Origin of the sequence: Tumebacillus amylolyticus, from assembly GCF_016722965.1 — a bacterium.
Lineage (GTDB): Bacteria > Bacillota > Bacilli > Tumebacillales > Tumebacillaceae > Tumebacillus > Tumebacillus amylolyticus.
Window position 1 is genome coordinate 83678 of the sequence record NZ_JAEQNB010000001.1, and the last position, 25883, is coordinate 109560.

28 protein-coding genes are annotated in these 25883 nt (G+C 51.2%); 17 read left to right on the plus strand and 11 right to left on the minus strand.

The window, feature by feature from the left end; all coding sequences use genetic code 11:
- Positions 1–120 precede the first annotated feature (120 nt).
- Positions 121–1320, plus strand: coding sequence for a hypothetical protein (locus JJB07_RS00405; RefSeq protein WP_201630213.1), 1200 nt, complete (start codon positions 121–123; stop codon positions 1318–1320).
- 125 nt (positions 1321–1445) lie between these two features.
- Here JJB07_RS00405 and JJB07_RS00410 read toward each other — a convergent pair whose 3' ends face one another.
- The gene (locus tag JJB07_RS00410) at positions 1446–1841 is read right to left on the minus strand and encodes a hypothetical protein (protein WP_201630214.1); all 396 of its coding nucleotides are present in this window, start codon (positions 1839–1841) and stop codon (positions 1446–1448) included.
- Between the two features lie 177 nt (positions 1842–2018).
- Between JJB07_RS00410 and JJB07_RS00415 the strand changes: the two genes are divergently transcribed.
- The 3 genes from JJB07_RS00415 to JJB07_RS00425 all read left to right on the plus strand — a co-directional run bounded on the left by JJB07_RS00415 (position 2019) and on the right by JJB07_RS00425 (position 3539).
- Entirely contained in the window at positions 2019–2501 is a 483-nt protein-coding gene (locus tag JJB07_RS00415) for a glutathione peroxidase (RefSeq protein ID WP_201630215.1), read from the plus strand.
- Positions 2502–2509: 8 nt separating this feature from the next.
- Positions 2510–2953, plus strand: a complete 444-nt coding sequence (locus JJB07_RS00420; protein ID WP_201630216.1) for a MarR family winged helix-turn-helix transcriptional regulator — start codon at positions 2510–2512, stop codon at positions 2951–2953.
- A gap of 166 nt (positions 2954–3119) precedes the next feature.
- A complete protein-coding gene (locus JJB07_RS00425; RefSeq protein ID WP_201630218.1) occupies positions 3120–3539 on the plus strand; it encodes an AhpC/TSA family protein in 420 nt (139 codons plus the stop codon).
- Here the strand turns inward: JJB07_RS00425 and JJB07_RS00430 are convergent.
- On the minus strand, positions 3536–4801 hold the full coding sequence (locus JJB07_RS00430; RefSeq protein WP_201630219.1) for an MFS transporter: 1266 nt from the start codon (positions 4799–4801) through the stop codon (positions 3536–3538). The two genes, JJB07_RS00425 and JJB07_RS00430, sit on opposite strands and share 4 nt — an antisense overlap.
- A gap of 53 nt (positions 4802–4854) precedes the next feature.
- On the opposite strand from JJB07_RS00430, the gene yycF reads away from it, so the two are divergent.
- From yycF to JJB07_RS00455, 5 genes are read left to right on the plus strand one after another with little or no spacing between them, the layout of a single operon-like run.
- Positions 4855–5544, plus strand: a complete 690-nt coding sequence (yycF, locus tag JJB07_RS00435; protein WP_201630220.1) for a response regulator YycF — start codon at positions 4855–4857, stop codon at positions 5542–5544.
- Positions 5545–5550: 6 nt separating this feature from the next.
- Positions 5551–7338 (plus strand): ATP-binding protein, encoded by a 1788-nt coding sequence (locus JJB07_RS00440; protein ID WP_201630221.1) that lies wholly within the window; start codon positions 5551–5553, stop codon positions 7336–7338.
- Positions 7335–8708, plus strand: coding sequence for a two-component system activity regulator YycH (gene yycH / locus JJB07_RS00445; protein WP_201630222.1), 1374 nt, complete (start codon positions 7335–7337; stop codon positions 8706–8708). Before JJB07_RS00440 ends, yycH begins: the two co-directional genes overlap by 4 nt.
- Positions 8695–9564 carry a two-component system regulatory protein YycI gene (yycI, locus tag JJB07_RS00450; protein ID WP_201630223.1) on the plus strand — a complete coding sequence of 290 codons (870 nt, stop codon included), beginning with the start codon at positions 8695–8697 and terminating at the stop codon, positions 9562–9564. The genes yycH and yycI overlap by 14 nt, the downstream gene beginning before the upstream one ends.
- Positions 9565–9597: 33 nt before the next feature.
- Positions 9598–10395, plus strand: a complete 798-nt coding sequence (locus JJB07_RS00455) for an MBL fold metallo-hydrolase (protein ID WP_201632605.1) — start codon at positions 9598–9600, stop codon at positions 10393–10395.
- A gap of 96 nt (positions 10396–10491) precedes the next feature.
- Here the strand turns inward: JJB07_RS00455 and JJB07_RS00460 are convergent, their stop codons facing one another.
- A complete protein-coding gene (locus tag JJB07_RS00460; RefSeq protein WP_201630225.1) occupies positions 10492–10704 on the minus strand; it encodes a hypothetical protein in 213 nt (70 codons plus the stop codon).
- 246 nt (positions 10705–10950) lie between these two features.
- Here JJB07_RS00460 and JJB07_RS00465 point away from each other — a divergent pair, with 246 nt between their 5' ends.
- The 3 genes from JJB07_RS00465 (at position 10951) to rlmH (ending at position 12942) form a co-directional block, all read left to right on the plus strand.
- On the plus strand, positions 10951–12165 hold the full coding sequence (locus tag JJB07_RS00465) for a S1C family serine protease (protein WP_201630226.1): 1215 nt from the start codon (positions 10951–10953) through the stop codon (positions 12163–12165).
- A gap of 124 nt (positions 12166–12289) precedes the next feature.
- Positions 12290–12460 carry a CxxH/CxxC protein gene (locus JJB07_RS00470; RefSeq protein WP_201632607.1) on the plus strand — a complete coding sequence of 57 codons (171 nt, stop codon included), beginning with the start codon at positions 12290–12292 and terminating at the stop codon, positions 12458–12460.
- A gap of 2 nt (positions 12461–12462) precedes the next feature.
- Positions 12463–12942: a 23S rRNA (pseudouridine(1915)-N(3))-methyltransferase RlmH gene (rlmH, locus tag JJB07_RS00475; protein WP_201630227.1), complete on the plus strand. Its 480-nt coding sequence runs from the start codon at positions 12463–12465 to the stop codon at positions 12940–12942.
- 77 nt (positions 12943–13019) lie between these two features.
- Here rlmH and JJB07_RS00480 read toward each other — a convergent pair whose 3' ends face one another.
- The 6 genes from JJB07_RS00480 to JJB07_RS00505 all read right to left on the minus strand — a co-directional run bounded on the left by JJB07_RS00480 (position 13020) and on the right by JJB07_RS00505 (position 19993).
- On the minus strand, positions 13020–13508 hold the full coding sequence (locus tag JJB07_RS00480) for a hypothetical protein (RefSeq protein WP_201630228.1): 489 nt from the start codon (positions 13506–13508) through the stop codon (positions 13020–13022).
- Positions 13509–13758: 250 nt separating this feature from the next.
- Positions 13759–15393, minus strand: a complete 1635-nt coding sequence (locus tag JJB07_RS00485) for a recombinase family protein (protein ID WP_201630229.1) — start codon at positions 15391–15393, stop codon at positions 13759–13761.
- 788 nt (positions 15394–16181) lie between these two features.
- Positions 16182–18029, minus strand: a complete 1848-nt coding sequence (locus JJB07_RS00490) for a DUF927 domain-containing protein (RefSeq protein ID WP_201630230.1) — start codon at positions 18027–18029, stop codon at positions 16182–16184.
- Between the two features lie 576 nt (positions 18030–18605).
- A complete protein-coding gene (locus JJB07_RS00495) occupies positions 18606–19088 on the minus strand; it encodes a hypothetical protein (RefSeq protein ID WP_201630231.1) in 483 nt (160 codons plus the stop codon).
- The gene (locus JJB07_RS00500) at positions 19078–19521 is read right to left on the minus strand and encodes a hypothetical protein (RefSeq protein WP_201630233.1); all 444 of its coding nucleotides are present in this window, start codon (positions 19519–19521) and stop codon (positions 19078–19080) included. Before JJB07_RS00500 ends, JJB07_RS00495 begins: the two co-directional genes overlap by 11 nt.
- A gap of 64 nt (positions 19522–19585) precedes the next feature.
- Positions 19586–19993, minus strand: coding sequence for a hypothetical protein (locus JJB07_RS00505; RefSeq protein ID WP_201630235.1), 408 nt, complete (start codon positions 19991–19993; stop codon positions 19586–19588).
- A 95-nt stretch (positions 19994–20088) separates the two neighbouring features.
- Here JJB07_RS00505 and JJB07_RS00510 point away from each other — a divergent pair, with 95 nt between their 5' ends.
- The 3 genes from JJB07_RS00510 (at position 20089) to JJB07_RS00520 (ending at position 22173) form a co-directional block, all read left to right on the plus strand.
- Complete coding sequence (locus tag JJB07_RS00510) at positions 20089–20304, plus strand: hypothetical protein (RefSeq protein ID WP_201630237.1); 216 nt, start codon at positions 20089–20091, stop codon at positions 20302–20304.
- Between the two features lie 275 nt (positions 20305–20579).
- Positions 20580–21593 carry a DUF262 domain-containing protein gene (locus JJB07_RS00515; protein WP_201630239.1) on the plus strand — a complete coding sequence of 338 codons (1014 nt, stop codon included), beginning with the start codon at positions 20580–20582 and terminating at the stop codon, positions 21591–21593.
- Positions 21586–22173: a HEPN domain-containing protein gene (locus JJB07_RS00520; RefSeq protein WP_201630240.1), complete on the plus strand. Its 588-nt coding sequence runs from the start codon at positions 21586–21588 to the stop codon at positions 22171–22173. The genes JJB07_RS00515 and JJB07_RS00520 overlap by 8 nt, the downstream gene beginning before the upstream one ends.
- Before the next feature lie 253 nt (positions 22174–22426).
- Here the strand turns inward: JJB07_RS00520 and JJB07_RS00525 are convergent, their stop codons facing one another.
- Together JJB07_RS00525 and JJB07_RS00530 are read right to left on the minus strand one after the other, a co-directional pair.
- On the minus strand, positions 22427–23800 hold the full coding sequence (locus JJB07_RS00525) for a recombinase family protein (protein ID WP_201630241.1): 1374 nt from the start codon (positions 23798–23800) through the stop codon (positions 22427–22429).
- A complete protein-coding gene (locus JJB07_RS00530; RefSeq protein WP_201630242.1) occupies positions 23797–24408 on the minus strand; it encodes a helix-turn-helix domain-containing protein in 612 nt (203 codons plus the stop codon). Before JJB07_RS00530 ends, JJB07_RS00525 begins: the two co-directional genes overlap by 4 nt.
- Positions 24409–24536: 128 nt before the next feature.
- On the opposite strand from JJB07_RS00530, the gene JJB07_RS00535 reads away from it, so the two are divergent.
- Positions 24537–24818 carry a hypothetical protein gene (locus tag JJB07_RS00535; RefSeq protein ID WP_201630243.1) on the plus strand — a complete coding sequence of 94 codons (282 nt, stop codon included), beginning with the start codon at positions 24537–24539 and terminating at the stop codon, positions 24816–24818.
- 94 nt (positions 24819–24912) lie between these two features.
- The gene (locus JJB07_RS00540) at positions 24913–25824 is read left to right on the plus strand and encodes a phage/plasmid replication domain-containing protein (protein WP_201630244.1); all 912 of its coding nucleotides are present in this window, start codon (positions 24913–24915) and stop codon (positions 25822–25824) included.
- The last annotated feature ends 59 nt before the right edge of the window (positions 25825–25883 follow it).

The window sequence follows — 25883 nt, forward strand, 5'->3', positions numbered from 1 at the left end:
GCTTTTTTTGCGTTCAGGGGGCTTCACAATTTTGCCAAGAGTTTCAAACCGAATTCAAATCAAACCCAAGCATACTGAGGTTGTAAGGAAGAGCCACCCAATAAGAGAGGATGATAAACTTTGAAAAAGTTCACGAAATATGCAGTCGCATTGGCAACGGTAGTCGCACTCGGAGGTACCGCAACGTACGCAATGGCAGCAACGTCCACGACGACCAACAAAACCGCAACGAACGATCAACAACAAAAAGGCAAGGGGCACGGTGAATTCTTCAACCAGAACAACACCGAGCTTCAAACTCTGCTGAAACTCTCCGCAGACGAGCTCACCACGCAACTCAAAGCAGGGAAGTCGCTCGCCGACATCGCAAGCGCTCAAGGGGTCGACAAGCAAGCGGTGATCGACCTGCTCGTCAAGCAAGACGCCGCTCACATCGACCAAGATGTAAAAGACGGCAAGCTGACCGCAGACCAAGCGACCCAAATGAAAGCCAACAGCGTGCAGCACGCAACCGACCAAGTAGACGGCAAGGGTGGATTCGGCGGCCCGGGTGGTAAACGCGGGGGGCACGGCGGCCCGGGCGGCCCGGGCTTCCATCTCGAAAACAACACCGATCTGCAAACTCTGCTGAAACTCTCCGCAGACGAGCTCACCACGCAACTCAAAGCAGGCAAGTCGCTCGCCGACATCGCAAGCGCGCAAGGGGTCGACAAGCAAGCGGTCATCGACCTGCTCGTTAAGCAAGACGCCGCTCATATCGACCAAGATGTGAAAGACGGCAAGCTGACCGCAGACCAAGCGACCCAATGCAAAGCGAACAGCGTGCAACACGCAACCGACGAAGTGGATGGCAAGGGCGGATTCGGCGGACCGGGAGGAGATCGTGATGGTCATGAAGGTCCGGGCGGTCCCGGCTTCCGTCTCGAAAACAACACCGACCTGCAAACTCTGCTGAAACTCTCCGCAGACGAGCTCACCACGCAACTCAAAGCAGGGAAGTCGCTCGCCGACATCGCAAGCGCGCAAGGGGTAGAGAAGCAAGCGGTCATCGACCTGCTCGTCAAGCAAGATGCAGCCCACCTCGACCAAGATGTGAAAGACGGCAAACTGACGGCAGAGCAAGCCGCGCAAATGAAAACCGACAGCGTGCAACACGCAACCGACCAAGTGGAAGGCAAAGGCGGTTTCGGCGGCAAGGGTGGCAAGGGTGGCAAAGGCGGCTTCGGTGGTGACCACGGCCAGCGTGGCGGTCACGGCGCACCGAACGGCCAGCAAGGCCAATCTCAAACCCAGCAACCGTCCACCCAAACCCAACAGTAGCCAGCCAGTTCAACCAAAAAGCTAGCCATGCTCAACAAAGATCTTGCAACCCTAAAACCATCCCCCGCAAAAAAAGCCGGCCCCTCACTGGGAGCCGGCTTTTTTTCCAAACGTGAAGAGAGAGATCAGTGCATGCCGCCGCATTCGTTGATGATGTTCAGCGCCTCATCGAGCTTGGCAATCGGAGCCACGACGGTCACGAGGTAGTTGCGACCGGACGTGCGCAGACCTTCCCGATCATCGTACCCGTCCGACATCCCCGAAACAGCAGGGTCTGCCCCGAGCGCGACCCCGGTATTGCGATCAATCCCGTCTCCGCCCTCCACCAACTCCCCGTGTGAGCCGAAGTCCGCTTGGATCGGGTTTTCCAACCCGCTCATCCCTTCACCCGGCACCATCGAAAAACGGTCAACCTGCACATCGTCGATGTCCAACTCATGCTGCACCCGTTCGGCGGCAATCTGTGCCTCGTCCGGGGAACTGAAGTAGGCGAGAATCGCTTGTTCCTGAGGTTGGTTCATGAGCAATCCCTCCCTTTCATGAGCTAGTTTGCACGAGAGCAGGGGAGAGGACACGCGGTAACATTTTGCATTCTGTGCGCCTGCTCACATTCTGCACGAGATCGGGCATGCTAAGATACAACCAATTACATTGTGCGCAATCAAATTGTATAAAACCAATCAAAGGGAGGCTTCCCCATGTCCAATCTCTACGACCTGTCCGCAAACCGAATCAACGGTCAAGCCCAATCGCTCCGCGACTACGAAGGCCAAGTTCTGCTCATCGTCAACACCGCCAGCAAGTGCGGTTTCACCCCGCAATACAAAGGTCTGCAAGCGCTCTACGACCAATACCAATCCCAAGGCTTCACCGTCCTCGGCTTCCCGTCGAACCAATTCGCAGGCCAAGAACCGGGCAACGCAGGCGAGATCGAGGAGTTCTGCCAGATCAACTTCGGCGTCAGTTTCCCGCTGTTCGAGAAATCGGACGTCAAGGGCGCGAACATCAACCCCGTCTTCGCCCATTTGACCAAAAACGCACCGGGCTTCCTCACTTCCGGCGTCAAATGGAACTTCACCAAATTCCTCGTTGACAAAAAAGGCCGTGTCGTCGAACGCTACGCCCCGACCACCGATCCGGCAAAAATCGCAGCCGACATCGAGAAGCTTTTGGCAGAGTGAGGCACGATATGTCTGACGAGCATCTCATCCTCGACAACCAACTCTGTTTCGCGCTCTACGCCTGCACCCGTGAGATGACGCGCCTGTACCGTCCCTTGCTCGAAGCCATCGGTCTGACCTACCCGCAGTACCTCGTGATGCTCGTGCTCTGGGAGGAGAACGAAGCCACCGTCAAACACCTGGGCGAACGGCTCTACCTCGATTCCGGCACGCTCACGCCGCTGCTCAAACGTCTCGAACAAAACGGACTTGTCACTCGCGAGCGATCCCTGGCGGATGAACGAGTCGTCCTCATCCGTCCCACCGACGCAGGGCGCGAACTCAAACAAAAAGCGTCCGAAGTCCCGCAACAACTCATGTGCAGAAGCAACCTCACCTTCGACGAATTCCACCGTCTCAAGGGGGAGTTCGATTCTCTGCTCAAACGCATGCACGCCATGCAAGCTGACTGAGGTCGAAACCAACCGAAAGGAGCCCAACATCATGAACTTCACACTCGAAACGCAAGTCGAAGGCCGCGAAGTGACTCTCCAAAACGTCATCGCACAGGAGAACCTCACCCTCGTCGCCTTCGTCCGTCACCTTGGCTGACCGCTTTGCAGAGACTATCTCGCGCAGTTGCGTGAGTCCGCCGACGAGATCACTTCTCACCATGTCCAAATCATCGCCATCACACCTGCCACCGGCTCGCTGGTCGGCAAGTACATCGAAGCGTACGGACCGTACCCGTTCCAAGTCCTCGGCGACCCGAACCAGCACGCGTTCGAAGGGCTCGGTCACAAAGTCATGCCCAAGTGGAAACTCCTCGGCATGGCGGGCATCGGCTTCCTCACCGGCAAGATGAAAGACTTCAAGCCCAAGGAAGCTGACAAACTCGCCGTCGTCAACGAGTCGATGAAGACCTCCGACATCTACCAACAGGGCGGCACATGGCTGTTCGACCGCAAGGGCAACGTCCTCTGGAAGCACATCGACGAAACCCCTGGCGACCACGCCACCATCGCCCAAGTCCTTCAAGCTCTGAAAAAAAACGCCTAAACCCGCGCGGGTTTAGGCGTTTTTTTCTTCTCCGTCCAAATGGAGCGCAACAGCGGAATCATCAACACAAAGACGGAGCCGAAGACCGCGAAACTAACCGCCAGCACATTGCCTTGCACATAATACTGCAAGACCAAGAACACCAGCAGACCCAGCGAACGGCCCACTCCAAGCGGTATCTCGCGAATCACCACATAATCGAGACGGCGAGCTTCGTAGTCGGGGTCTTTTTCAAACGATGCATACGTCCACGCGTAGAACGACGTCGAGATCAAGTTCATGCCCACGTTGGAGAGAATCGTATAGAACACCAACGCCATGAACACCATCTGCGCACTCAGCCAAATCGAAGAGACGCAGACCAGCAGTGCCCCGATCACATAAATTCGCAACCGATACTCCGGTTTTGAGACTTTCGACAGCACAAACGACGTCAACATGGAAACGACCGCTGCGAACGTCGCGATTCCGCCGAGCGACAGTTCGTTTTTTACAATCGCATACCCCATCATCGTGATGAGGAACGTCCCGTACACACCCTCCACAAAACCGGAGCCGATCGTGATCCAGTACATGCCGCGCCACTCGCGCGTGGGGTTTTTCCAGACGTTGAGCAATTGGGATTGCTTCGCCACGAACTTGCCCTTGATCTTCATCGAGACGGCGACCGCCAGCAGATACCAGACCAGCGTCACCGAGAACACGAAGTAGTACCCCGTCATCCCGTCAAACCGGTCGATCAAGAACCCTGAAACCAACGGCGCCGCAATCCCCGCGATGGAATTCAACAAATTCCCGAGATACAAAAAACGATCCCGTCCCGCGTCCTTCGTACTGTCCAACGCCTGCATATGCATCCCAATTGCAAAAAAGCTCGACCCCATCCCGATCCCAAACCCGATCAACCAGATGAAGTCCCCGGACGCTTCTTTCAACCAAAGCATCAACGCATAGGTCAAGATAAAGCACAGAATCCCGAGCCGCAAACTCGCCATCGGAGACGTCCGCCGCGCCAACCCCGCACAAAGCGGGAAACTCAAGACGACGACCAGCGAGTAGATCATGCTATATACGGCAAGCAATGTGAACGAGGAGTGCAACTTCCAGATGAAGACGTTGATAAAAAGCCCTGACATCGCCTGCCCAAACGTGAACAGCGCCATCATGAGCAGATACAACCGCGATTCCCGCTCCACGAACGAAGCCTCCTTTTTCCATGCGACCGAAATCGTTTTCGATACCTTTATCCTACTGCAACTCATCCCGAAGAAGAAGACCCAATATGCTACAATGGAGATTGGAGGTGACCCCAAACATGGACTACAAAATCCTCGTCGTCGACGACGAGCTTCCGATTGCAGATATTTTGAAATTTTCGCTGGAAAAAGAGGGCTACGACGTCGTGCTCGCTCACGACGGTCAAGAAGCGGTGGACCGCGCGTCTGCCGAACAGCCCGACCTGATCCTGCTCGACATCATGCTCCCGAAAAAAGACGGTTTCGCCGTCTGCCAAGAAATTCGCACGTTCTCCACCGTCCCGATCATCATGCTCACCGCACGGGACACCGAGATTGACAAAGTGCTGGGGCTTGAGATCGGGGCGGACGACTATGTGACCAAACCGTTCTCCAACCGCGAGCTGATGGCCCGCGTCAAAGCCAACTTGCGCCGCCAACAACCGGACACCGTCCGCAGTGAACAAAAACCGAAGTGGACCGTCGGTGATCTCATCATCGACACCGGCACGTACGAAGTTCGAAAAAAGGACGTCAACCTCGACCTCACGCACCGCGAGTTCGAACTGCTCGTCCATCTCATCAAACACCGAGGCACCGTCCTCACCCGCGAACAGCTTTTGCAAGAAGTCTGGGGCTACGATTATTTCGGAGACGTCCGCACCGTCGACGTCACGATCCGCCGCCTGCGCGAGAAAATCGAGGACGACCCTTCCAACCCGGAATACATCCTGACACGCCGCGGCGTGGGCTATACGCTGAGGAGGTAGGCGCGGTTGCTTCGTAGCATCCAATGGAAGCTGGTGATGATGTACTTGCTCGTCATTTTGGTGGCGATCCAAGTAATCGGCTTTTACTTCATCCAGCGCGTCAACGAGCATTTTCTGAACTCGTTTCAAGACAAAGTCAGCGGGCAGGTCATGGTGCTGTCGGACGTTCTGCCGCGTTACTTGAGCGACAACGGCGACCACCACGACTCCACGACCGATCTCGACTACCTCGCCGATTCGTTCGCCAACGTCGCCGGAGCGGAGATCAACATCATCAACGCCAACTCCATCCTCCTCGCGACGTCCGGCAACAAAACGTTCATCGGGCAAAAAAACCTCCAGACCGAAGTCACCCGCGCCCTGCTCGGCACACGAGTCGAAGCGATCAAAGTCGACCCGACGAACAACCAACGCTATCTCTACCTCTCCGTGCCTGTCAAAAAAGCCTCGCAAACGCTCGGCGTCGTCTATTGCATCGCGCCGCTTTCGTCGGTGTACCAGACGATTCACGACATCACGGTGATTTTTTACACCGGGACGGGGCTTGCGGTGCTGCTCACAGGTCTGCTGGTCATCTTGCTCTCGCGCACGATTACCAACCCGATTGTCGAGATCACGAAAAAAGCGGGCGCGATGGCCCGCGGTGATTTCGACCAAGAAGTGTCCGTGAAAAGCGAAGACGAGATCGGGCAACTGGGCGAGATGTTCAATACGTTGTCTCGAAGACTGCGCGAAGCTCTCAACGAAAACGCGCAGGAAAAAGACAAACTCGAAGCGATTCTCGAACATATGTCGGACGGCGTGGTTGCGATCGGTTCAGACGGGCGTATCTTGCTCGCCAACGCCGCCGCCGCCAAACTGCTCGGAGCGGACGACCCGGATCAACTGCTGGAGAAGCCGATGAACTCGGTCATCGTGCTCGCGGACAGTGACGAAGCGGACACGTCGAGCCTCTTGAACGGCGAGCACGAATTTACGCTGGGCAACCCGTCCGGCCGCATCTTGCATGCGTATGCGGCGTCGTTCCGCTCCTCGAACGAAGAGCGCGGAGCCGTCATCGTCTTGCGCGACGTCACCGAGCAGGAACAGGAAGACCGTGCCCGCCGTGACTTTGTCGCGAACGTCTCGCATGAAATTCGCACGCCGCTGACCACGATCAAAAGTTACATCGAGGCCCTTGAGGACGGCGCGGTCGATTCTCCGAGCCATGCCCGCAAGTTTCTGTCGGTCATTCATACGGAGACCGACCGCATGGTGCGCATGGTGTCCGACTTGCTGCAACTCTCGCGACTGGACTCCGGTCGTGAATCGTGGAAGTTCGACCCGCACAACTTGCGGGAGTTGGTGCAGAACGCCTGCTTCCGATTCGCGATGCAATTGCAGCGTCGCGAAGTGTCGTTGGCGTTTGAAGTGCCGAGCAATTTGAACGTCAACGTCGATGCCGACAAGCTCGATCAAGTGTTTGACAACTTGATCTCCAACGCGATCAAGTACACGCCGGACGGGGGGCGAATCCGCGTCATTGCGTACCGCCCGAGCGGCAAGTTTATCCTCGTGCAAGTCGTGGACAACGGGATCGGGATTCCCAAACACGACCTGCCGCAGATCTTCAATCGTTTTTACCGTGTCGACAAAGCGCGCTCTCGTGCGGCGGGCGGCACGGGTCTTGGCTTGTCCATCGCTCGACAGATCGTCGAAGTGCATGGCGGCCAGATTCAAATCGACAGTGAAGAAGGCAAGGGAACGGCGGTTTCCTTCACCTTGCCCGTTGGGACGGGAGGGAGTGGAGCTTGAGAGAACGGTTAAAAAACGTCGTCCTCACCGCGCTCGTCCTCATTTCGCTGTTGCTGTCTCTTGGCATTTGGAGCATTGCTCCGCAGTACGAGTCGATCAATGAACCGCAATATGCCAGCAACATCGGAGTGAGCGACCCGAGCTTTTACCGCACGTTTCAATCGGTGGCTTCTCCGCGTGAGATCGTGTTGCATCTGGGGGAGCAGAAACACACCGTTTTGGTTCCGGATCTCCCGGACTATGAAAATGCGATGACGTTGTTGCAGAAGTCCACGTTTCTCGATACGCAGTTGACCAACGACTATGGAGAAACGGAGTGGCGCAAGATCGTGGACGAGATTCCGGGATTGCAGTTCAACTTCGATTCCTACATGCCGGCGCAGTCTTTGGCTGACAACGGAATGATCAAGTTCAACACGCAAATCGACCCGCAGATGCAGATTCGATCGCTCTACCTGTTCCGCATGCCGGAGGAGAACGACTTCCGAGCGTTGATCTACGGGGGAGGAGACGCCAGGATGTATCTCGCGCGCGTCGAAGTGCCCAAGGACCGCTTGGCGGCGTTGATGGAAGCCGGTAAAAAGTTGCCGGAGTACGGCATGTTCGGCCAGAGTTTGAACAAGAACTTTTACCTGCCGCTCAACCGCATTCCGTTGCAGAATTACGCGATTGAATTGAATATAGAAACCCACAACCAGAGGTTGGTGGATTCCTTTTTCCTCGACAATTCGTTGACGTCCCGCGTGTTGGAGAAGGACGGTTCGCAGATCGTGACCGACGGCAACCGTTCGGTGCGCGTCGGGGCGTTGGACAAGATCATCGAGTACCGCAACCTCGCCGTCGACCGCACGTCGGTTCGCAAGCCGGACGGCGAGTACGAAGAAGTGCGGGCGTTGAACTTCGCCAACGAGCACGGCGGTTTTTCGGGCAATGTGTTCTTGCACGAAGTGGAGACTTCGACGGGGCACTCGGACACGAACAGCGTCCACGACTTCGAGTTTCGTCTGTACCAAAACGGACTGCCGGTGCTCGGGGACCTCACGACCGTCGGACTCAGTCTGTACCGCAATGACGTCGCCCAGATGTCGCGTTCGGAGTACAGCTTCGTGAAAGCTTACTCGGACAAAGTGGTCCAGATCATCTCCGGACCGGAGTTGCTCAAGATCATTGAAGGAAGCGTCTGGTTGGATCGCAATCGCATCACCAACGTGTATCTGGCGTACTTGCAACGAGCACCGCGAGACGGAATTGCGGCGCTGCGGCCTGTCTGGGTCGTGGAACAGACGCCCGACGCCCGCATGGGGATGTACGACGCCGTGACGGGGGAACGACTGCGCAGTGAGGAGGGGATGTTGCTTGGATTGGAGTAAAGCGAAAACCTACTTCATCGTGACGTTCCTGTTTCTCGATTTGTTGCTGGGCTACCAGTTTTACAACGCGCAGAAGGAAGCGGCGGAGTATGTGCAGTCGTTTACTTCGCAGTTGCAAGAGCTCAAGGACGTGCTGACCGAGCGCAAATTGGTCTTGCAGACGGACGTGCCCAAGGAAACGCCGGTGATGCATTTTTTGCAAGCGAATCATCCCAAGGAACTCTTGATGGACATCGCCGAGTCGACGTTTCATGAGGCGCATGTCATTGAGGATGACAAAAGCAAGGGCACGATGAAGTTCCAGACCCGTGTCGGCGAGTTCGGGGTGACGGGGAACGGGTATTTTACGATGCGATATCTGCCGACCCGTCATGTGGATGGCGAGGCGGCGATGAACAAACTCGGGACGGTCGTCATGGCGAAAATCGACAAGACCGTCTGGCACCAAGAATTGTATCGCGAAGACTTGATCAACCGCGATCACTCCATGGTTCGCTATCTGCAGAGTTACCAGAAGTATCCGATCTTCTCGGCGCTGCTGGAAGTTCATCTTCAAAATTCGGAGATCGTGAGCTATAATCAGAAAGCGTTGGAAGTCGGGGACGAGCAAGAGAGCGGGCAGCGGGTGCTGTCGGCGATCTCCGCCGTGCGGGCGGTGGCCGATTCTCTCGATCCGAGTGAGTTGGCGAGCGTCAACACGCCGGTTGCGATCCGAGACATCAAGCTCGGCTATTACAGCCCGAACTATGACGACGCAGACGTGTGGTACCTCTGGCCGATGTGGCGAATCGTCACCGACCAGAAAGTCTACTACGTCAACGCCTTCACCGGGCAGATTGAAAAAGGAACACCTTAGATTCGTGCTTCATAGAGGGAGGTACAGCCCTTGATACGCTTTAGCGTTTTGGCAAGCGGCAGTACGGGGAATGCGATCTACGTCGAGACAGACGAGACCGCCGTGTTGATCGACGCAGGCGTCAGCGGCAAGCAGATTACCAACTCGCTGACCGAGATCGGCGCCGATGTGAATAAAATAGAAGCTCTGCTCGTCACTCACGAGCATTCCGACCACGTGCGAGGCGTCGGCGTCATGTCGCGCAAGCAGAACCTCAACGTCCACGCGACGGCGGGTACGTGGGAGGGCATGGAGAAGTATGTGGGCGATATAGAGGTTGCGAAGCAGCATGTTTTTTCCGTGGGGGATTCCTTGCAGTTTGGGGACCTGCGGATTGAGCCGTTTCCGATCTCGCACGATGCGCGCGAACCGGTGGGGTTTTGTTTTTACCAAGGGGAGACGAAATTGGCCTTGGCGACAGACCTCGGGTATGTGAGCACGCGGGTTCGAGATGCGATCGTCGGGGCGGATGCGTTCATTTTTGAATCGAATCACGATGTGGAGATGTTGCGCGTCGGACCGCACCCGTGGACCGTCAAGAAGCGCATCCTCGGGGACAAAGGCCATCTCTCCAACGAGACGGCGGGGGATGCGCTGACGGACGTGCTGTCGGGGAATTCGGGGGATGTGTACCTCGCGCATCTGAGTCCGGACAACAACATGCCGGAGATTGCGGAGATCACCGTGCGCGGGATTCTGATGGAGAACGGGATTGCGGTGGGACAGGATGTTGTCTTGCACGATACGTATCGAGACAAGCCGACCCCGCTCAAGTCGATCAAACGGCTGTAGATTTTTTTTGAATACGCAAAAAAAGGCCCACCTCAACCGAACGAGGTGGGCTTTCAATATAGAGAAGGGGGAGACAAAAGCAAGCTGGCTCACAGCTTAGTTGGCATACAGCGAGCGATCCAAATCCAGGGAGAGATCCGTATCCAACTGACGGGCTTTTTGGATGACCTCTTGGCGGGTCAGGATGCCCTTTTCCACCAGAAGTTCCACCACCGCGGTGAGAACGAGAGTGTTTTTGTAATCCACTTCCTTCAAATCCGCGAGTTGTGCGATGAGATCGACCTCGCCAAAGCCTGTCAGTCGGTTCATGAGCGAATCCCTCCACTTCCGAACTTGTTTCGTTCGTGCCTAGTGGATAGTCTGATCCAATACGTGGCAATCTATACCTTCTCTTAGAAATTCATTAGAAAACTGTGGAGATAATTCAAACTTCCCCTTGAACGAATTGTGAACTGGAAAGTTGAGCCCTTGAGAAGAAACCAAACAGGTTTGTATAATAAGATCAACAACCGATACTGGTGAAAGAGAAAACCTACAAATGGGAGGTTCTTCAATATGGGATACTACGACGATTTTGAAAACAACAAACCGGCGAAGAAAAGCGGCGGGAACATGACGAGTTGGATCGCCGTGGCACTCGTGTCTGCGGTCATCGGTTCCGGCACGACCTTGGTAATGGTTCCGAAGCTCATCAACGCGAACATGATCCAAGTGAACGGCAACAGCTCCATCTCCAATCAAAAAGCAACCACGGCGGGCAGCACCGCGATTGGCAACGCCACCAACATGAGCGTCAACGTCAACACGGGCATCACCGAAGCGGTCAATAAAGTCAAACCGGCGATTGTCGGCGTCTCGAACATGCAGAAGCAAAAAGACTTCTTCGGCCGCACCAAGACCAACGAAGACGAAGTCGGCACCGGTTCGGGCGTCCTGTTTGACAAAAAAGGCTACATCATCACGAACAACCACGTCGTGGACGGCGCAGACGATGTCGAAGTCTCGCTTCCGGACGGTAAGCATATCAAAGCAAAAGTTCTCGGGTCCGACTTCTACACCGACCTCGCAGTGCTGAAGGTCGATGAGAACGACGTGAAGGACATCACGCCGGCGACGCTTGGCAACTCCGACTCCCTGAGCATCGGCGAACCGGCGATTGCCATCGGGAACCCGCTCGGCGCGAAGTTTGCACAGACGGTTACGGTGGGCGTCATCTCGGCGCTGAACCGCGAACTGCCGGTGACGGATGAACAATCGGGTCAAGAAGTGTACTCGATGAACGTCATCCAGACCGACGCCGCGATCAACCCGGGGAACTCGGGCGGTGCGTTGGTGAACATCAACGGTGAAGTTGTGGGGATCAACTCCGCGAAGATCGCGACTTCGGGTGTTGAGGGCATCGGCTTCTCGATCCCGATCACCGAAGCGCAGCCGATCGTGCAACAGCTGATCGACAAAGGCAAGATCGATCGTCCGGTGATGGGGATCACGCCGGTGAACTTGGCAGACCTCCCGGCGAAGCAACGTCCGGAAGCGCCGGTCGATACCGGGGTTGTGCTGTACCAAGTCTCGGACTACGCGAAAAAAGCGGGCTTTGAGCAAGGCGACGTCATCACCAAGATCGACGACACGCAGGTGGACGACCAGATCGCACTGCGCAAGGCGCTATATAAAAAGCAGCCGGGCGACAAGATCAAAGTCGAGTTCTACCGTGGGAAAGAGCAAAAGACGATTGAGATGACCCTCGGCAAGCAAGGCGACGTGAAGTAAGGAATGCAGGGTTAGAAAAAACAGGCAGGCCTCGTTTGAGGTCTGCCTGTTGTTTTTTGGACAAAAGCGGGGGAGACTGCTAGTATAAGAGACAAGCTAACGAGGTGAAACCGAGGTGGAATCCGTGTACGTAGTATGCAAAGAGCATGTTGAGATCGCACTGGATGAGTTTGTGGATGAATACGAAGGCCAAGCGCCCGACGTGTACAACCTGAAGGAAATCTCCTTCACCGCCTGGAGTGCTCCGGCGAAGTGTGAGTTCTGCGACAACAACCCGAAGTATCTGATCGTGTAGCAATGAACATCAATCTGCTCACGGTTGGGAAGTTAAAAGAAAAGTATTGGGTGGGGGCCGTTGAGGAGTACAAGAAACGGCTCTCTTCGTATGCGAAGGTTTCGGTAGTAGAGGTGCCGGATGAGCCGACGCCGGATAATGCGTCGGCGGCGCAGGAGGAGCAGATCAAGCGCAAGGAAGCGGAGAAGCTGCTCGCGAAGGTCGGGGAACGGGATTATGTGATTGCGCTTGCGATTGAAGGGAAGTCGATTACGAGCGAGGAGTTTGCGGAGCAACTGGATCGGATGGCGATTGAGAGGTTTAGTACCTTCACGTTTGTGATTGGTGGGTCGTTGGGGCTGCATGAGACGGTTTTGAAGAGGGCGAATTATAAGTTGTCATTCTCCAAATTCACGTTTCCTCATCAGATGGTGCGGGTGATTTTGTTGGAGCAGGTTTATAGGGCGTTTCGGATTCAGCGGGGGGAACCGTATCACAAATAGCGCATGTTTTTTTGGTGGATCTATTGAGGGCAATAGAAAAGCGAGACCTTGTACGAATCAAGGTCTCGCTTTTTGTACTACGACAGGTCGGAGAGGATCTTTTTGAGTGTCGCAACGAGTTCTTTGATGTCATCTCGTGCGGAGTCAACCAAATCCTCAAGCTCCTCGTAAGCATCGCTTGTGGCCGTTTCGATAGAACCGTTCAGTCCTTCATCGTATGCATCGCGGTCCTCTGACACGAGGTTGCTGATGCGATTGCTTACATCGAAATCGGCAAGATCGTAAATACTGCCGTCGTAGGAAAGCAAGTCACTCAACTTGTCGATGTATTCGGGAGAGATTTGAGGCAGGGACTCAACCTCTTCGTCCTCCACATCGATGTCTGAGAGCTCGCTCACCCAAGATTGCATCTCTTCAAAGAGAGACTTTGGAAATTGCGCGTCCCGTTTGATGAAGGGCTCGCCTTTAACCCCAGTACAGCTATCTGGAACATCGTAAAGATGCTCATCCAGCTGATCCAGAAACTCAGTGACTTGCGTTTTTACTTCATGAGATGAAATAGACATTTTGTGTACCTCCTGTTAGATGTTATCTAAATTATATGGTCAAAGATAGTCAAAGTCAAGGATTGGAAATTGACTCCTTGATCATCATAAATAGCTCATGTTTTTTGCTAGGAAGCCGCAGAAAGACTGAGAAAACTTGTAGTGTGGAACGGCTTCCCGATGGGGCAGATGGTCAAAAAAGATCGCGTTAAAGACCATCTTTCGGCTTTCTGACGCACAATGCAATTCACCTCCTTACGGGCTTTTCATCCTAAATTGCAATAGAGAAGGGCTGGATCGTGCTGATCCAGCCCTTTCTTTTTGTGGGCAATAGCAAAACCCCATCTGCGTCGGCAGATGGGGCATGGTTGAGGAAGTATTTTTGGATTTCTTCGTCGAAGCAAAGTTCGATGTTTTCGATCTTCCGTCTGTCCTTCTTGATCGTAATCTGTTTGATGATGAGGCGCAGGAGGGCTTTTTGCTGTTCGTTCGGAGCGGAACTCAGCAACCTATCGAATTCGGCGAGCACCGACCTAACGAACTCGTAGGAGATGGGCTGACGGTTCTGGGTTTCGAGTTGCGGGACGATCTCCGCTTTCCGAGCTTCCAGCCTCGCGTAGTCCGCTTTGAGCTGTTCAAACCGCTTGCTCAGGTCGTCTTTTTCAATCAGATCGTCCTCGTAGAGCTTGAAGAGCTTCTGCTTCTTCGCGTCGATTCCCGCGAGGGAATTGTCGATGCTTTGCAGTTCGTCTTCCAGTGGCTTGATCTTCCCGGACAGCTTGGTGTTGATGTTTTTCACGATGTCCCGAAGGATGGCAGGTTGCAGGACGACTTCCTTCAGTCGGTCGTTCACGTACCTCTCGGCCACTTCTTTGCGGATGGTGTTCGCCTTACAGACGGAAGAGCCCTTGTTCTTGAAGGCCCCGCAGGTGTAGTAGAGAATCGTGACGTTGCCGGACTTGCGCCTGCTAGTGTTCCGTTGCATGACCATGCCGGAGCCGCATTGGGGGCATCTCAACAGGCCTGTGAGGAAGAAGTCGTCGTTGTGAGTCCGCTTCTGTTTGCTCCCTTTGCTCTCGATGAGCTTTTGCACCTGCTCCCACCGTTCGTCCGCGATGATCGGGGGATGCTGACCTTCAACTACGATGGGATTGGAGTTCTTTCCTTTGCGGCGCTTCTCGTTCCAGTTTTCGCGGACGTTGTAGCGGATTTTGCCGACGTAGACTGGATTGGTCAGGATGTCGCGAATCGCGTTGATGGCGAAAGGGTTCCCCTTTTTTGACTTGTGCCCCTCATGGTTCAGGATGTTGGCGATTGCCTTGTATCCCTTGCCCGAGGCGTAGAGGTCGAAGATGCGACGGACGAGAGCAGCTTCGGAGGGGACGATCTGCAGCCCGTCATCGACCGTCTGGTACCCGAGCACAACGCCGCCGTTCCATTTCCCTTCTCTGGCGCGCTGTTTCATGCCGAGCTTCACGTTTTCGACGATCGTTCCGCGCTCAAGCTCACCGACAGCCCCTAGCATTGTGAAGAAGAACTTTCCAGTCGGGGTGGTGGTCTCGATGTTCGATTCGCTGTAACTTCTAAAGGCCACGTCATTCCTGTTGAGGTGCTCCACGATATTCAAGAGGTCAGAGCTGTTCCGTGCGAGACGGTTGATCTTCCAGACGACAACCTCGTCAAACTCCCCGTTGCAAGCGTCCGCCATCAGCTTTTGCAATTCAAGGCGGCCTTTTGTCGATTTCCCGGAAACGCCCCGGTCGATGTACTTTTTCACGACGAGTTTCTGGTGGGCCTTGCAGAAGGATTCGAGCGTTTCGATTTGAGCGTCGATGCTGTACCCGTGCTCGGCCTGCTCTTCGGTGCTCACGCGGGCGTAGATTGCCACACGGACGAGTTGTTGCAAAGTGGTCACTCCCTTTGTATGCTGTATGATCTCAGATGATTTTGTCAGGCGACGGCTACGAACTCGTCTGTGCCAAGTAGCTCGGCAGTGAGTTCATCCATTAACAACTGTTCCTCTTCTGCCTGGATGTGGCGTAGAAGTGACTTCCAGTCGCTCAATGGGACGACAGGTTTACGCTTCCATGAAGGAAGTGCGTGGAGGAATGTGGTCACCATGTCGGACAGCATCTCCACGAAAAGGGAGTAGGTTGCGTTTTGCTTATCGTTAATCAAGGTGCTATGTCTTGATGCCGAACATGTAGGCGGCGTTTCAAAGTCATAATATCTGTTCAAAAGCGGAATCAAGTCGATTTGACCTGACTGACCCGGCTCTGGACAGAGAAGAAAATTGACTGGACGGTGAAGGCTGGAGGGAGGTTGTTCGAAACGAAGTTTGTAGCTCCTCAGAGTTCGAAGCACACCGTTTCGTCCAGTCAGTTTGATTCGAGGTCATGGAGTCGGGGTTTCCTCCCCTTGCAAGAGGGTGTCACCCCACCAACTTTCCCCACAGTTACGTGGGGTTTTTCTTTGTTCCGTTTCAGGTTTGAGAACTTTCACCCTGCGACCCTCCAGTTTTGCCCGTGAGAGACAACAAGCTGGTTGTAGGCGTTTCCCATTTTTTCAGTATCAATTACTACTGAAACTGGGTGGTAGAAGGGGTGGGGAAGCCCAGTTTTCTTGCCGTTACATGTCTTTTGGCTTCCCCTCCCCGAGTCATTTGTAGGGTGCCATTGAGGGTGAGGGGGTGTCCTAGTTCTCGTCGAACAGGTTGGATGCCTTCGGGGAAGAGGGAACCGGCCTTTTCCGGGGCTTGGGCTTCTGTTCCTCCCAAGCAAGCTCGTCCTCAACGTCATCTTTGACCTGAATGACGTAGACCCGAACTGTTCTTCCGCAGAGCACTCTTTTGCGGGTGTGCTTCTTGGCTTCGCAGTTGAGAATCCCTTGGGCTCGCCACTTGTTCAGAATGACGGTGGTATCCTCGAATCCTCCCTCTGCCATGATCTTATTGAACACCTGCGGGAGAATGAGAACTTCCCGAGGTCGGCCGTTTCTGCTTTCGCACTTACCCCAGAGCTCTGAACGATTCCCTTCGAAGTGTTCAGTTTCGAACTTGGTGTTATGCTGCGCGACCGCTTCCATGAGATGGTTGTAAGCGTTCTTCGAAAGGTCTGCTTCGCCGCTGATGTTCTCCACCACTTCAAGGAGCATTTTTTTGATGCTCTCCGTGTTGAAGTTGACGTTCAAAGCGACCTTCGCAAGTTCAGTGGTGACCAAAAAGATGGCCATTTTGTCTGCAATCCTTTGGGAAAGCTGGTCCTTGTGGGCAATCTGCTCATGAAATCGCACCCGCCAAGCTCTCCACATGTTCAAAATCGCTTCGATGCCGATTTTCATCAAATGCTCGACGAAAACTGGGCCTGCGTGCCCGTAGTTTTTGAGGAGCCCCTCTATTAGCGCGTCGGCGTTGGCGGCAGAACGTGTCCAGTTGACGTTCCCGAACTCGGTCAATCTGACTCTTACGCCAGTGTTTTTGACAGCTTTGGCAAGGAGGGACATTTCGCCGTTCGAGAAGAAGACCCCTGACCACTGGGACGATTCTCTCAATTCGCTCTCCTTGTTAAGACGGGCTCGTTCAGTTCCGCCTGCAATCTGGTAGATCAACGTCGAGAATTCACCGCTGTGCATCGACGCCTCATCGAACACGATGGGAACCCCGTGTGTGTCGCGGATGCTTGCGAACATGGCGTTTTTGGTGCTGTTCCAGAGCCGAATGAGTCCTCCTTGTTGAGTGTGAGGACACCCGAAAGGCGAGACTGCCAGCCGAGTCGCCGTGGTTTTCCCTTGGGTGCTGTCGCCGTAGAGGTGGGCGACAATGACCTCCAGACCTGTCTCCTTCGCGACAAGAGAAGCGACAGGAGCGGCCAGCCCCATCACGAGAGCGAGCTCCAACGGTGTGTGCCCCAGAACTTCATCACGTACGATTCTGGCCCACTCTTCGAAAGAACCTTTTGATTCGACAAGAAGATTTCCAATGTACTCGGAGTTGGTACCGATCGCCGTTTGAAGCTTGAAGATTGGAGCACCATCGTGTTCACCGAAACCTACTAAGGAATGCGCGTACTTCAAGGGCGCTCTTTTTTCTCTCCCGTTCAGATAGACAAGGATTTGGCTTACGGTGTGTTCCGCTACATCGACGCCGTACTTCATCAGTTCGAGGAAGTTCCTCCTTGACAACATGCCGCGAGAAATGTACTTACTCATTTCTTGACCGTGTTGGTTGAAGACGAGTTCGAGCTCCATCTCTTTTGTGTCGATGTTTTGGCGCATCGAGGCAATGTCGATGCGTTCGCAGACGCGGGTTGGCTTGCCATCCGGGTCAGATGACACCTGCCAAAGGTAGCCGTCTTCCTCGAACAGAGGGCCATTCGTTCGTTGTCTGCCCTTAAACACCATGTCGTTCTTCTTTTCAAGCGTTTTATCTTCTTTGGAAGTGGAAGGCGAGGCAACATTGGGTGAAACTAGTGCTTGTTTACTTTCGATGTCCGCAACGTTTGCGGACGGGGCCAACTTTTTTGGTTGCTTTTTAATTGGGGGCATTACCTAGTCCTCCTCTGCCGTTTTCCTAAATTTACTTGTGGGCGGTACTGCCATGAACCATGTAGACATATAAGAGGTCTAAACAGTCTGCAAAGCATCTTAGGCATGCCGCGAACAGGAAGTAGCTTACCAGCTTGGGGCTGAAGTGAAAAACACAGCATGAGGTAGAAAATCGTAGATTGAGGAAGAAATAGTCTTGACATAGGGAGTTTGATTTTTCGGAAACCTTTTTGCCAGTGGACTTCGATCGCGTATGACATGCGCGAAAATTCAGGTTATTAGGGAGGCAGAAAAAAAGGCTTTTCACGGTAATTTTCAAGGCTTGCAAAAAAAGAACCGCTGATGTAAGCGGTAAGAGCCTATTTTCTCTTCTTCAAAAAAGCTTCTGTTAGGGCAATTTGAGCGATCTCCAGCACTTTGATCGCAATTGCTACCCAAGCGGGGTTCATTGAGTGCACCTGCTTTCTTGCTTGAATTGAACGACCTACCCCGATTGGAGTAGGTCGTTATTAAAATTCATCCATCGAACGCCAAAGACATCCTATCGAAGTACCCCGGAATCGGGTAGGAAAGGCGTTAGGGCAGCTCGATGTCCGCTAGGTCTAGGGCAGGGAGGTTGTCCTCGTCGTTGTAGAAAATGAGCCAGATCTCGCCGTACTCTGCCCAGTAAATCGTGTGGCGGTACCACTGGCCGAAACGAAGCCCGTGCTGTGCCATCTCCTCGAAGCTGTTCGAATCGACCAGTTGGACCTTCTCGTAAGGTCCTTTTTTGTCGGTCACTTCAAGGTCAGAGGTATCCACGCTACGGTACTCGTAGGTATCGTTCTCGACGGCCTCTTGGACTAAACGCTCCTGATCGGCGCGGTCTGGGGCATCCCCCCGGTAGAACAGGAGGTAGGGAACATAGGCTTCCTCCCACCAACCTCCCTCTTCAGGAAAAAGCACCTGAACCACGCCGTCGAAGTCGCGGTGGACGATACCGTAGTACGCGACTCCATCAAAGTCGTCCGACTCAACTACGATACGGACGAGGTAGTTTTGTTTCTCCTCAGTTTGCATGGCGAAGCCTCCTAGACAGAGAAATAGCGTGGCGGGAACACTCCTCGTCCAGCCACGCTTCAATTTCATGGTCATGGATGCCGACTTCCGAGAAAAAGGTCATCGTGTAGGCATCCGAGTAATTGATGTTCATGATGTAGACCGACCTGTCTCCGAGAGGGAGTGCGTCAATCCAATCCAGCCCGCCGAGCAAGCCTCCTTCGTCCCGATGGAGGCCGACCGTGCTCAAATCGCGCAGGTCGTCGCAAGTTTGCAAAACGACGATGTATCCATGATCGTCAAGCGTAAATTCCTCCTCCGTTTCGGTTTCCCGATGGCAGAGCGTGTCCATCAGACACATGAAGTTTTCTTCAATCATGGCGACGTAGCTGTCAGGCAATGCTTTTGAGCGCTTGAGACAGCGCAGGTTGGCCAAGGTTTTGATTACGATCAACGATCATCACTCCCAAAAACAAAAATGGCTTCCGTGTGGAAGCGTGGTTTAGTAGCAGGTGACTTCAATTCTCTGCCCTCTCGATGTGCTCGCGAATCCAGGCAGCGATCTTTTCTGTGTTCAAAGCGTACAGAAAGACAAAGCACTCGCTGTCCAAGAGATAGCACAGCTTGCAGACTTCCGTTTGGCCAGAGGACAGAATCTCCACGTACTCGGGCTTTCTGTACATGAGCGGACCGATGAAGGGAGGAGAGATAAGGGACGAAATCAGAGTGAAAAACTCACGGTCCTCCTCCAGCACGAAAAAGCGGATGTAATGCTCATCGAGAGAGACCTCATCAAGAGTCGCTTCGGAACTAAAAGCTTGCATTAGGAACTGGAACTCTGCTTCAATAGTGTCCGCCAGTTCCATCGGTAAGTTGTTACTCATCTTGAAATCTTCGAGATGGGCGAATGTAGAGATGATGTGCAAATGTGGTAAACCTCCTAACTAGTATTGTGTAATTCAAAATTATAATATATAATTTAAATATAATTTAATTCGATTGATATTCTGGAGGTGCTACAATGTTGGATAAGTTCGAGCGGTTTGTGGAGGAGATAGAAGGCGAACCGGAGATTGTTGAGGTGAAGGAGAAAATGATTGCGATCGAAGCAAAGATCAAAGAGGCGGCTGACGAATTAACTTGGGCTATGTTGTTGGAGTGGGAGTCGCTTTGGGCGGAGTATGTAGAAATCTGTATTAGGGAATTTTTAATAAATCAGAACATAAGTATTGAGTAGTCGTGTCATTCTTTTCAAGAAAAGGTATCGCACCTGTTCCTTGATGAATGCTATAATGTGCATAAATGTGGGATGTATATCCATTGTTCAATCGTTTCATCTCGTAGTATTACAAGACAGTCTTTCTGTCAAAGACAAGCAAAACGGCTGGTTGATGGTTAGGGGTCTATAGTCCTCCGATCTTGGAGAAGATTAGTGCCAGAAATGTATGTCATTAATTTGGAGGGCTTTAGGCTTTAGATGTAAAATTTAAAAAAGGTAGAGGAGGAAGTACAATGAGCGAAAAAGTATTAAACTTATTCCCGATAGACTATCCGTTTGAAACATTGGTAAATAGAGTTGAAAAAGGATCGTTAATTTTAAATCCGGATTTCCAAAGGAAGTACAAATGGAATAAGGAAAATGAAGAAAAAACCTCAAAATTTATTGAATCATGCTTGATGAGAATACCATTGCCTGCCTGTTATTTTGCAGAAAATGAAGATAAGAAACATTTTGTTATTGATGGGGTTCAAAGGATTACAACGATTATGAGGTTTCTTAATGATGAGTTTTGTCTTGAAGGGTTATCGACTTTTAGTCACCTTAATGGCAAGAAGTTTAGCGAATTAGGTGCTCACAAAGAAGATATTGAGACTTACACGATCCGATGTATAGTTTTGAGAAATGATAACTCTAAAGAATTAGTGCAGGATATTTTTGCACGTCTAAATCAAGGAGCAGTTGAATTAACTGATCAGGAAATTCGCCATGCAATTTTTCCAGGAATGCTAGACGATCTTTTAACTCAACTATCAAAAAAGGATATATTTGATTCGTTTGGAAAAAAAGACAAGAGTGGATTAGAAAATGAAGAACAGGTATTAAGATTTTTCGCCATGCAAGGTGATCTGAATGATTATGAGGGAAAATTATCAAAATACCTCGATGATTATATGAAGAATAACCAAAACATTTCTCCAGAGCAATATGGAGAGTTGAAGGATTTGTTTGAGGAAACACTTGATAAATGTATTTCCATTTTTGAAGATGACGTATTTATGGATACCACAAAAGATAGACCAAGAAGGAGTATTGTTTACTACGATCTTCTTATGTGGTCGTTTTCGAATCATGATAAGGCTTTTTTGCTCAATAATAAAGATGCAATTAAGGAAAAGTTTGTCGAACTTTGTAAACTTAGTGAATTCCAAAGGACTTTAGGGGGAGGTCTGCAGAATAAAAACTCAATTTTAAAACGACGGACTTTATGGAACAACTATATGGAGGGAATGGGATTGCATGAGTAATACACCTCCTTTTGAAAAATATACGGAATTGTACAATGAATTGATATCTTTAACAAATGGAGCAAATGCGCGTATTTTGCAAGAGGTTCCAGATGCTTATATATATGAAAATGTAAACTTTTTCCTCAAATCATTTATGGTGGTTGCTTGTGTTTATTTGGAAACTTATTTGAAAGAGGTAAGTCAGTTAGTTGTTGACAGCGTCCAACTTAGATTAAAAAACTATCCTTTGCCACACAATCTAATTAAGTGGAGTGTTGATAACAATAAAGATAAAGTTTTGAAATTCTCGGAATTTGAGCTTGAAATTACCAAAAAAGATATCGATGATATTGTCTCCGGTAATATCGGTAAGACAATCAATTTGTTTACTAAAATCGGAGTAGATATCGCTTCAGAACCTAGGTTTGATAGCAATAAGGATGTTGTTGGTGCCATCGTAACTAAAAGGAACAATATCGTGCACCATAATGATGATGCAAACGATTTAACGTTTCAAGATGTAATTAATTATATAGATACACTTAAAGTTTATATTCAGGCTATCGATGATAAGGTGATGACTTCAGGGCTTCTCTAAATTAAAGTGCCTATGCCTATCTTATTCAGAAAAAACATGCGGTAAGTGCGATACGCTGAACTGTATCATAAGTAAGGACATCGTTTTGAGGATTGGGAGAAGGGTCAAAGACAAGCGTAATGTCTTTGATCGTTCTCCCTTTGATGTTTTCGGAGGGATTCAGCGTAATGGATTCAATCAGGCTGTGGAGGATGTGCTTTTGCTTTTCGGGGGAGACGAGGGGCAAGGCTTCTGCGAAACGAGTTAGCACCTCTTAGACTTGATCGAACGAGACTTCTTCAATGGAGGTCGTGTTCAGTTCGCGGTCAATTTCTTTTTTGCGCTCTTTGAGTTCCTTGATTTCTCGTTCCAGAGTCATGATGTTTTCGCTGACCGTTTCAGATTCAAAATCGGGACGCATGAAGAGGGTCACGAGCTTGTTCAGGTTTTTTGTGGCTTGATCAAGCTGGGTTTCTGTATATGCTTGCTGTGACAGTAACGGGGCTTTCAGATTGGCGATCTTCTCATTGAGCTTGTCCACGATAGCTTGCAAGTTGGCTTCTACGAGGACAACGGATTGAATGCGTTCCAGAACCGCACTCTCCGCATAGTCAGCGCGAACCATGTTTGACGAGCAGACCGCAGAGCCTTTGTTGTTGAAAGCTCCACATTGGTAGTAGACGTTGTATTCGGTGTTGTGTTTGGACTTTTTGACCTTGTGCCCGACCATGCTACTTCCGCACGTTGGACATTTGAGCAAGCCAGCGAGAAGAAAGTGACCTGTGAACGTCTTGTTTGGCTTGTGGGACTTTCGCTGGAAGATTTCTTGTGCCTTCTCCCATGTCTCCATTTCGAGGATCGGTTCATGAATGCCACGTACTAGAATGTGGTTCTCATTTTTCCCTTTCCTCCGTTGCTCGTTCCAATTCTCTTGTTTGTTGAACGTGATGTAGCCTGCATATATGGGGTTGGTGACGATTCCTTTGACCGCTACCGTGGAGAACGTATTACCCGTTTTGGTCTTGTACCCTTCATGATTCAATTGATTGGCGATTGCCTTATACCCTCTGCCACTCACGTACAATTCGAAGATACGGCGAACCAGCGTAGCTTCCAGAGGTTCGATGACGAGTTGCTTGTCTATAGACTTGTAGCCAAGGACACGCCCACCGTTGAACATCCCTTTCTCTGCGCGTTCACCCATTCCCATTTTGACGTTCTCCACGATCTGCTCACGCTCAAACTCTGCAAACCCACCAAGTATGCTCATGAGCAATTTCCCTGCGGCGGTCGAATCGTCCACATTTTCAGAAAAGCTCATGAACTTGATTCTATTCGACTTGAAGTAGCCAATCATGTTGTGGAAGTCTGCCTGATTACGAGAGATACGGTTGAACTTCCAGACAAGTACGGCGTTGAAGGAGCCAAGTTTGCAATCTGAAAGCATTTTTTGCAGGCTTGGGCGTGCCGTGTTCTTCGCGCTAATGCCTTCATCCTTGTAGACCTGCACAACGGTATGCCCCCACAACTTGCAATACTCCGTTAGGACTTTGACCTGTCCGTCAATGGAGTAGCCCTCCTTCGCTTGTTCTTCGGTCGATACGCGCACATACAGCGCAACTCGTAACGATTCCTTCTCTTCCATCATTTCTTTGTTTCCCCCTCATTGTTCTCTGACTTTGCCTTGAAAAATCCCTGTAGGGATGAAAGAAGTTCCAAACGTTGCATATCGTCGAGTCGAGCAAAATCAAACTCGAACAATGCACACAGAAATTCGAAGTTTGGCTTCGACGCAAGCAAGTTTTCCATGTTGCCGATGACTGTTGACGCACGGCTCAAATCCTTGTCGATGAATACGTCAAGCATCTGATGTAGGCTTTTTGTCGCGTCCTTTAAGAGAGTAACTTGGTCATCATCATACCAATGTCGCCATTTTTCGAAGTATGCGTCAGGGTCATCTTGCGTTTCAGCTTCTTCGTACATAGCTCGTTCGACGTTTTCGTTGAGTTGATGTTCCTCTAACTGGGGAGAGATAATCCCGAAGGTTTCTAGGTGTTGGTCTATATGTTGTTTCGGGAATCCTACAGTCTCTAAAAGTTTGTAGCAAGCGTAATAGTCAGGATTTTTGATCAATCCACGTTCCAACTGTGAAACATAGGTAACGGCTCTCCCGATCTTCTGAGAAAGTTCTTTTGAGCCGATACTAGCCCTCTGACGCAAACGTTTTAGTTCCTTACCAAACTCTTGACCGCTCATTTGAAAAACTCCTTTCTGAAATAATTGTACATAACGTAGCATGAAAAGTCAACGTAGCATGAAAGCGAAATTTATGCTACGATAGGGATACGGCAATGGTCGGAAAAAACATACGAGGTGAAAACAATATGCAAGCAGTAGAAGCACAGAGAATGGAATTGCTAACTGACATGGTGGCAGAAGCGGTCTTTGACTTGATAGTGAACGACAAATTGCGGTTGGTCGGCGTAGGGTCGGACATATGGGGTATCGTCCCAAATGGTTACGGCGTTTACGACATTGACCGAGCAGAGAGGGAGTATTGGGAGTTGTACGAAAAATTCATACGTGAAATGGAAGAGAATGCGCAGTGGTTAAAACAGGAGATCGCTACGCAAGAAGCGAGTTGGGAAGTGCTGAATGCGGCGTAGACTTGGGGAAGAAGAGAGTCATTCATTTAGTTCTTATAACATGTCCAATAACATTCAAAATTTTGAATCCTAAATCATTCGGAGGTAACAAGAAATGTTCGACACTGTAAGACTACGAGCAAGAGGAATCCACATTGATCCTGAACGGCTCACAAATCTGTACCACAACAATCAAGACAATGTCACCTTACGTAGAAACATCACAGGTGACGGTGTAGTTGTCACCAGCTATGAACTCCACATTGACAAGCAGTTACCGTATATCAAGTACGTAGCGATCAGCGGAACTTTGACGATTCAGGTGTCCATTTCGAAGTTCCTGCATGGAGACAACATAACAATGGTCACGGAGTCCGACGTAAGCCGTTTCTTCGAACTCCTTCAATCAAAACTGTTTGACCTCCTTGGAGTGTTGGTGGAGCATGAACAGTGGATCACAGAGAGAGTTGACCTTTGCTACAACTTCGAGGTAGAAAGCGTTAGTGACTGCATGAAGCAGATCGCTATGCTTCGACTCCCAAGAAGGAACACGGTGACGTACAATCACAACGAGACTGTAGTTTTCAAAAACAAAAGTAATACGGTGAAATTCTACGACAAGGAAAAAGAATGTAGTGACAAACGTGCTAGTGGAATTGTACGAATGGAAATTGAAGCGTCCTATGCTGAACTTCGGAAATACTCGCATCCTCGCAGAGCGGTAGACCTACTGACGAAGCGTTTCTTCTTGAATCAGATGGACTACTTCCTACCACAGATCACAGAGAAGCTAGATGGTCTGAATCTCGAAAATTTTTCAGACGAATGGTTGCGTTCGGAGTCTATACAGAACATTGAACGGGCAATTGGGTTTCGGATGCTACAACAACGCGTGGACGAATCCACCCTGATTAACCTGTACAAGAGTGGAACTTACCGTAGCAGGCTCGTACTGGTGAAGAGTATGACCCCCCTCATCAAGGTGAACCAATTTGACTTATCAATTGACGATAGGAAATTAGGCTAGAGAACATTGACCCGCCAAACATCGCGGGTTTTTTGTTGTCCACAACCTGCTTCCAAGCA

What these genes read in the sequence shown, in the direction of transcription:
- JJB07_RS00410 (WP_201630214.1), bottom strand. Translation starts at nt 1,841, where the DNA reads ATGAACCAACCTCAGGAACAAGCGATTCTCGCCTACTTCAGTTCCCCG.
- JJB07_RS00540 (WP_201630244.1), top strand. Translation starts at nt 24,913, where the DNA reads ATGTTCGACACTGTAAGACTACGAGCAAGAGGAATCCACATTGATCCT.
- JJB07_RS00530 (WP_201630242.1), bottom strand. Translation starts at nt 24,408, where the DNA reads ATGAGCGGTCAAGAGTTTGGTAAGGAACTAAAACGTTTGCGTCAGAGG.
- JJB07_RS00515 (WP_201630239.1), top strand. Translation starts at nt 20,580, where the DNA reads ATGAGCGAAAAAGTATTAAACTTATTCCCGATAGACTATCCGTTTGAA.
- JJB07_RS00480 (WP_201630228.1), bottom strand. Translation starts at nt 13,508, where the DNA reads ATGTCTATTTCATCTCATGAAGTAAAAACGCAAGTCACTGAGTTTCTG.
- JJB07_RS00420 (WP_201630216.1), top strand. Translation starts at nt 2,510, where the DNA reads ATGTCTGACGAGCATCTCATCCTCGACAACCAACTCTGTTTCGCGCTC.
- JJB07_RS00465 (WP_201630226.1), top strand. Translation starts at nt 10,951, where the DNA reads ATGGGATACTACGACGATTTTGAAAACAACAAACCGGCGAAGAAAAGC.
- JJB07_RS00520 (WP_201630240.1), top strand. Translation starts at nt 21,586, where the DNA reads ATGAGTAATACACCTCCTTTTGAAAAATATACGGAATTGTACAATGAA.
- JJB07_RS00460 (WP_201630225.1), bottom strand. Translation starts at nt 10,704, where the DNA reads ATGAACCGACTGACAGGCTTTGGCGAGGTCGATCTCATCGCACAACTC.
- JJB07_RS00430 (WP_201630219.1), bottom strand. Translation starts at nt 4,801, where the DNA reads ATGAGTTGCAGTAGGATAAAGGTATCGAAAACGATTTCGGTCGCATGG.
- yycF (WP_201630220.1), top strand. Translation starts at nt 4,855, where the DNA reads ATGGACTACAAAATCCTCGTCGTCGACGACGAGCTTCCGATTGCAGAT.
- JJB07_RS00535 (WP_201630243.1), top strand. Translation starts at nt 24,537, where the DNA reads ATGCAAGCAGTAGAAGCACAGAGAATGGAATTGCTAACTGACATGGTG.
- JJB07_RS00525 (WP_201630241.1), bottom strand. Translation starts at nt 23,800, where the DNA reads ATGATGGAAGAGAAGGAATCGTTACGAGTTGCGCTGTATGTGCGCGTA.
- JJB07_RS00415 (WP_201630215.1), top strand. Translation starts at nt 2,019, where the DNA reads ATGTCCAATCTCTACGACCTGTCCGCAAACCGAATCAACGGTCAAGCC.
- JJB07_RS00510 (WP_201630237.1), top strand. Translation starts at nt 20,089, where the DNA reads ATGTTGGATAAGTTCGAGCGGTTTGTGGAGGAGATAGAAGGCGAACCG.
- JJB07_RS00495 (WP_201630231.1), bottom strand. Translation starts at nt 19,088, where the DNA reads ATGCAAACTGAGGAGAAACAAAACTACCTCGTCCGTATCGTAGTTGAG.
- rlmH (WP_201630227.1), top strand. Translation starts at nt 12,463, where the DNA reads ATGAACATCAATCTGCTCACGGTTGGGAAGTTAAAAGAAAAGTATTGG.
- JJB07_RS00490 (WP_201630230.1), bottom strand. Translation starts at nt 18,029, where the DNA reads ATGCCCCCAATTAAAAAGCAACCAAAAAAGTTGGCCCCGTCCGCAAAC.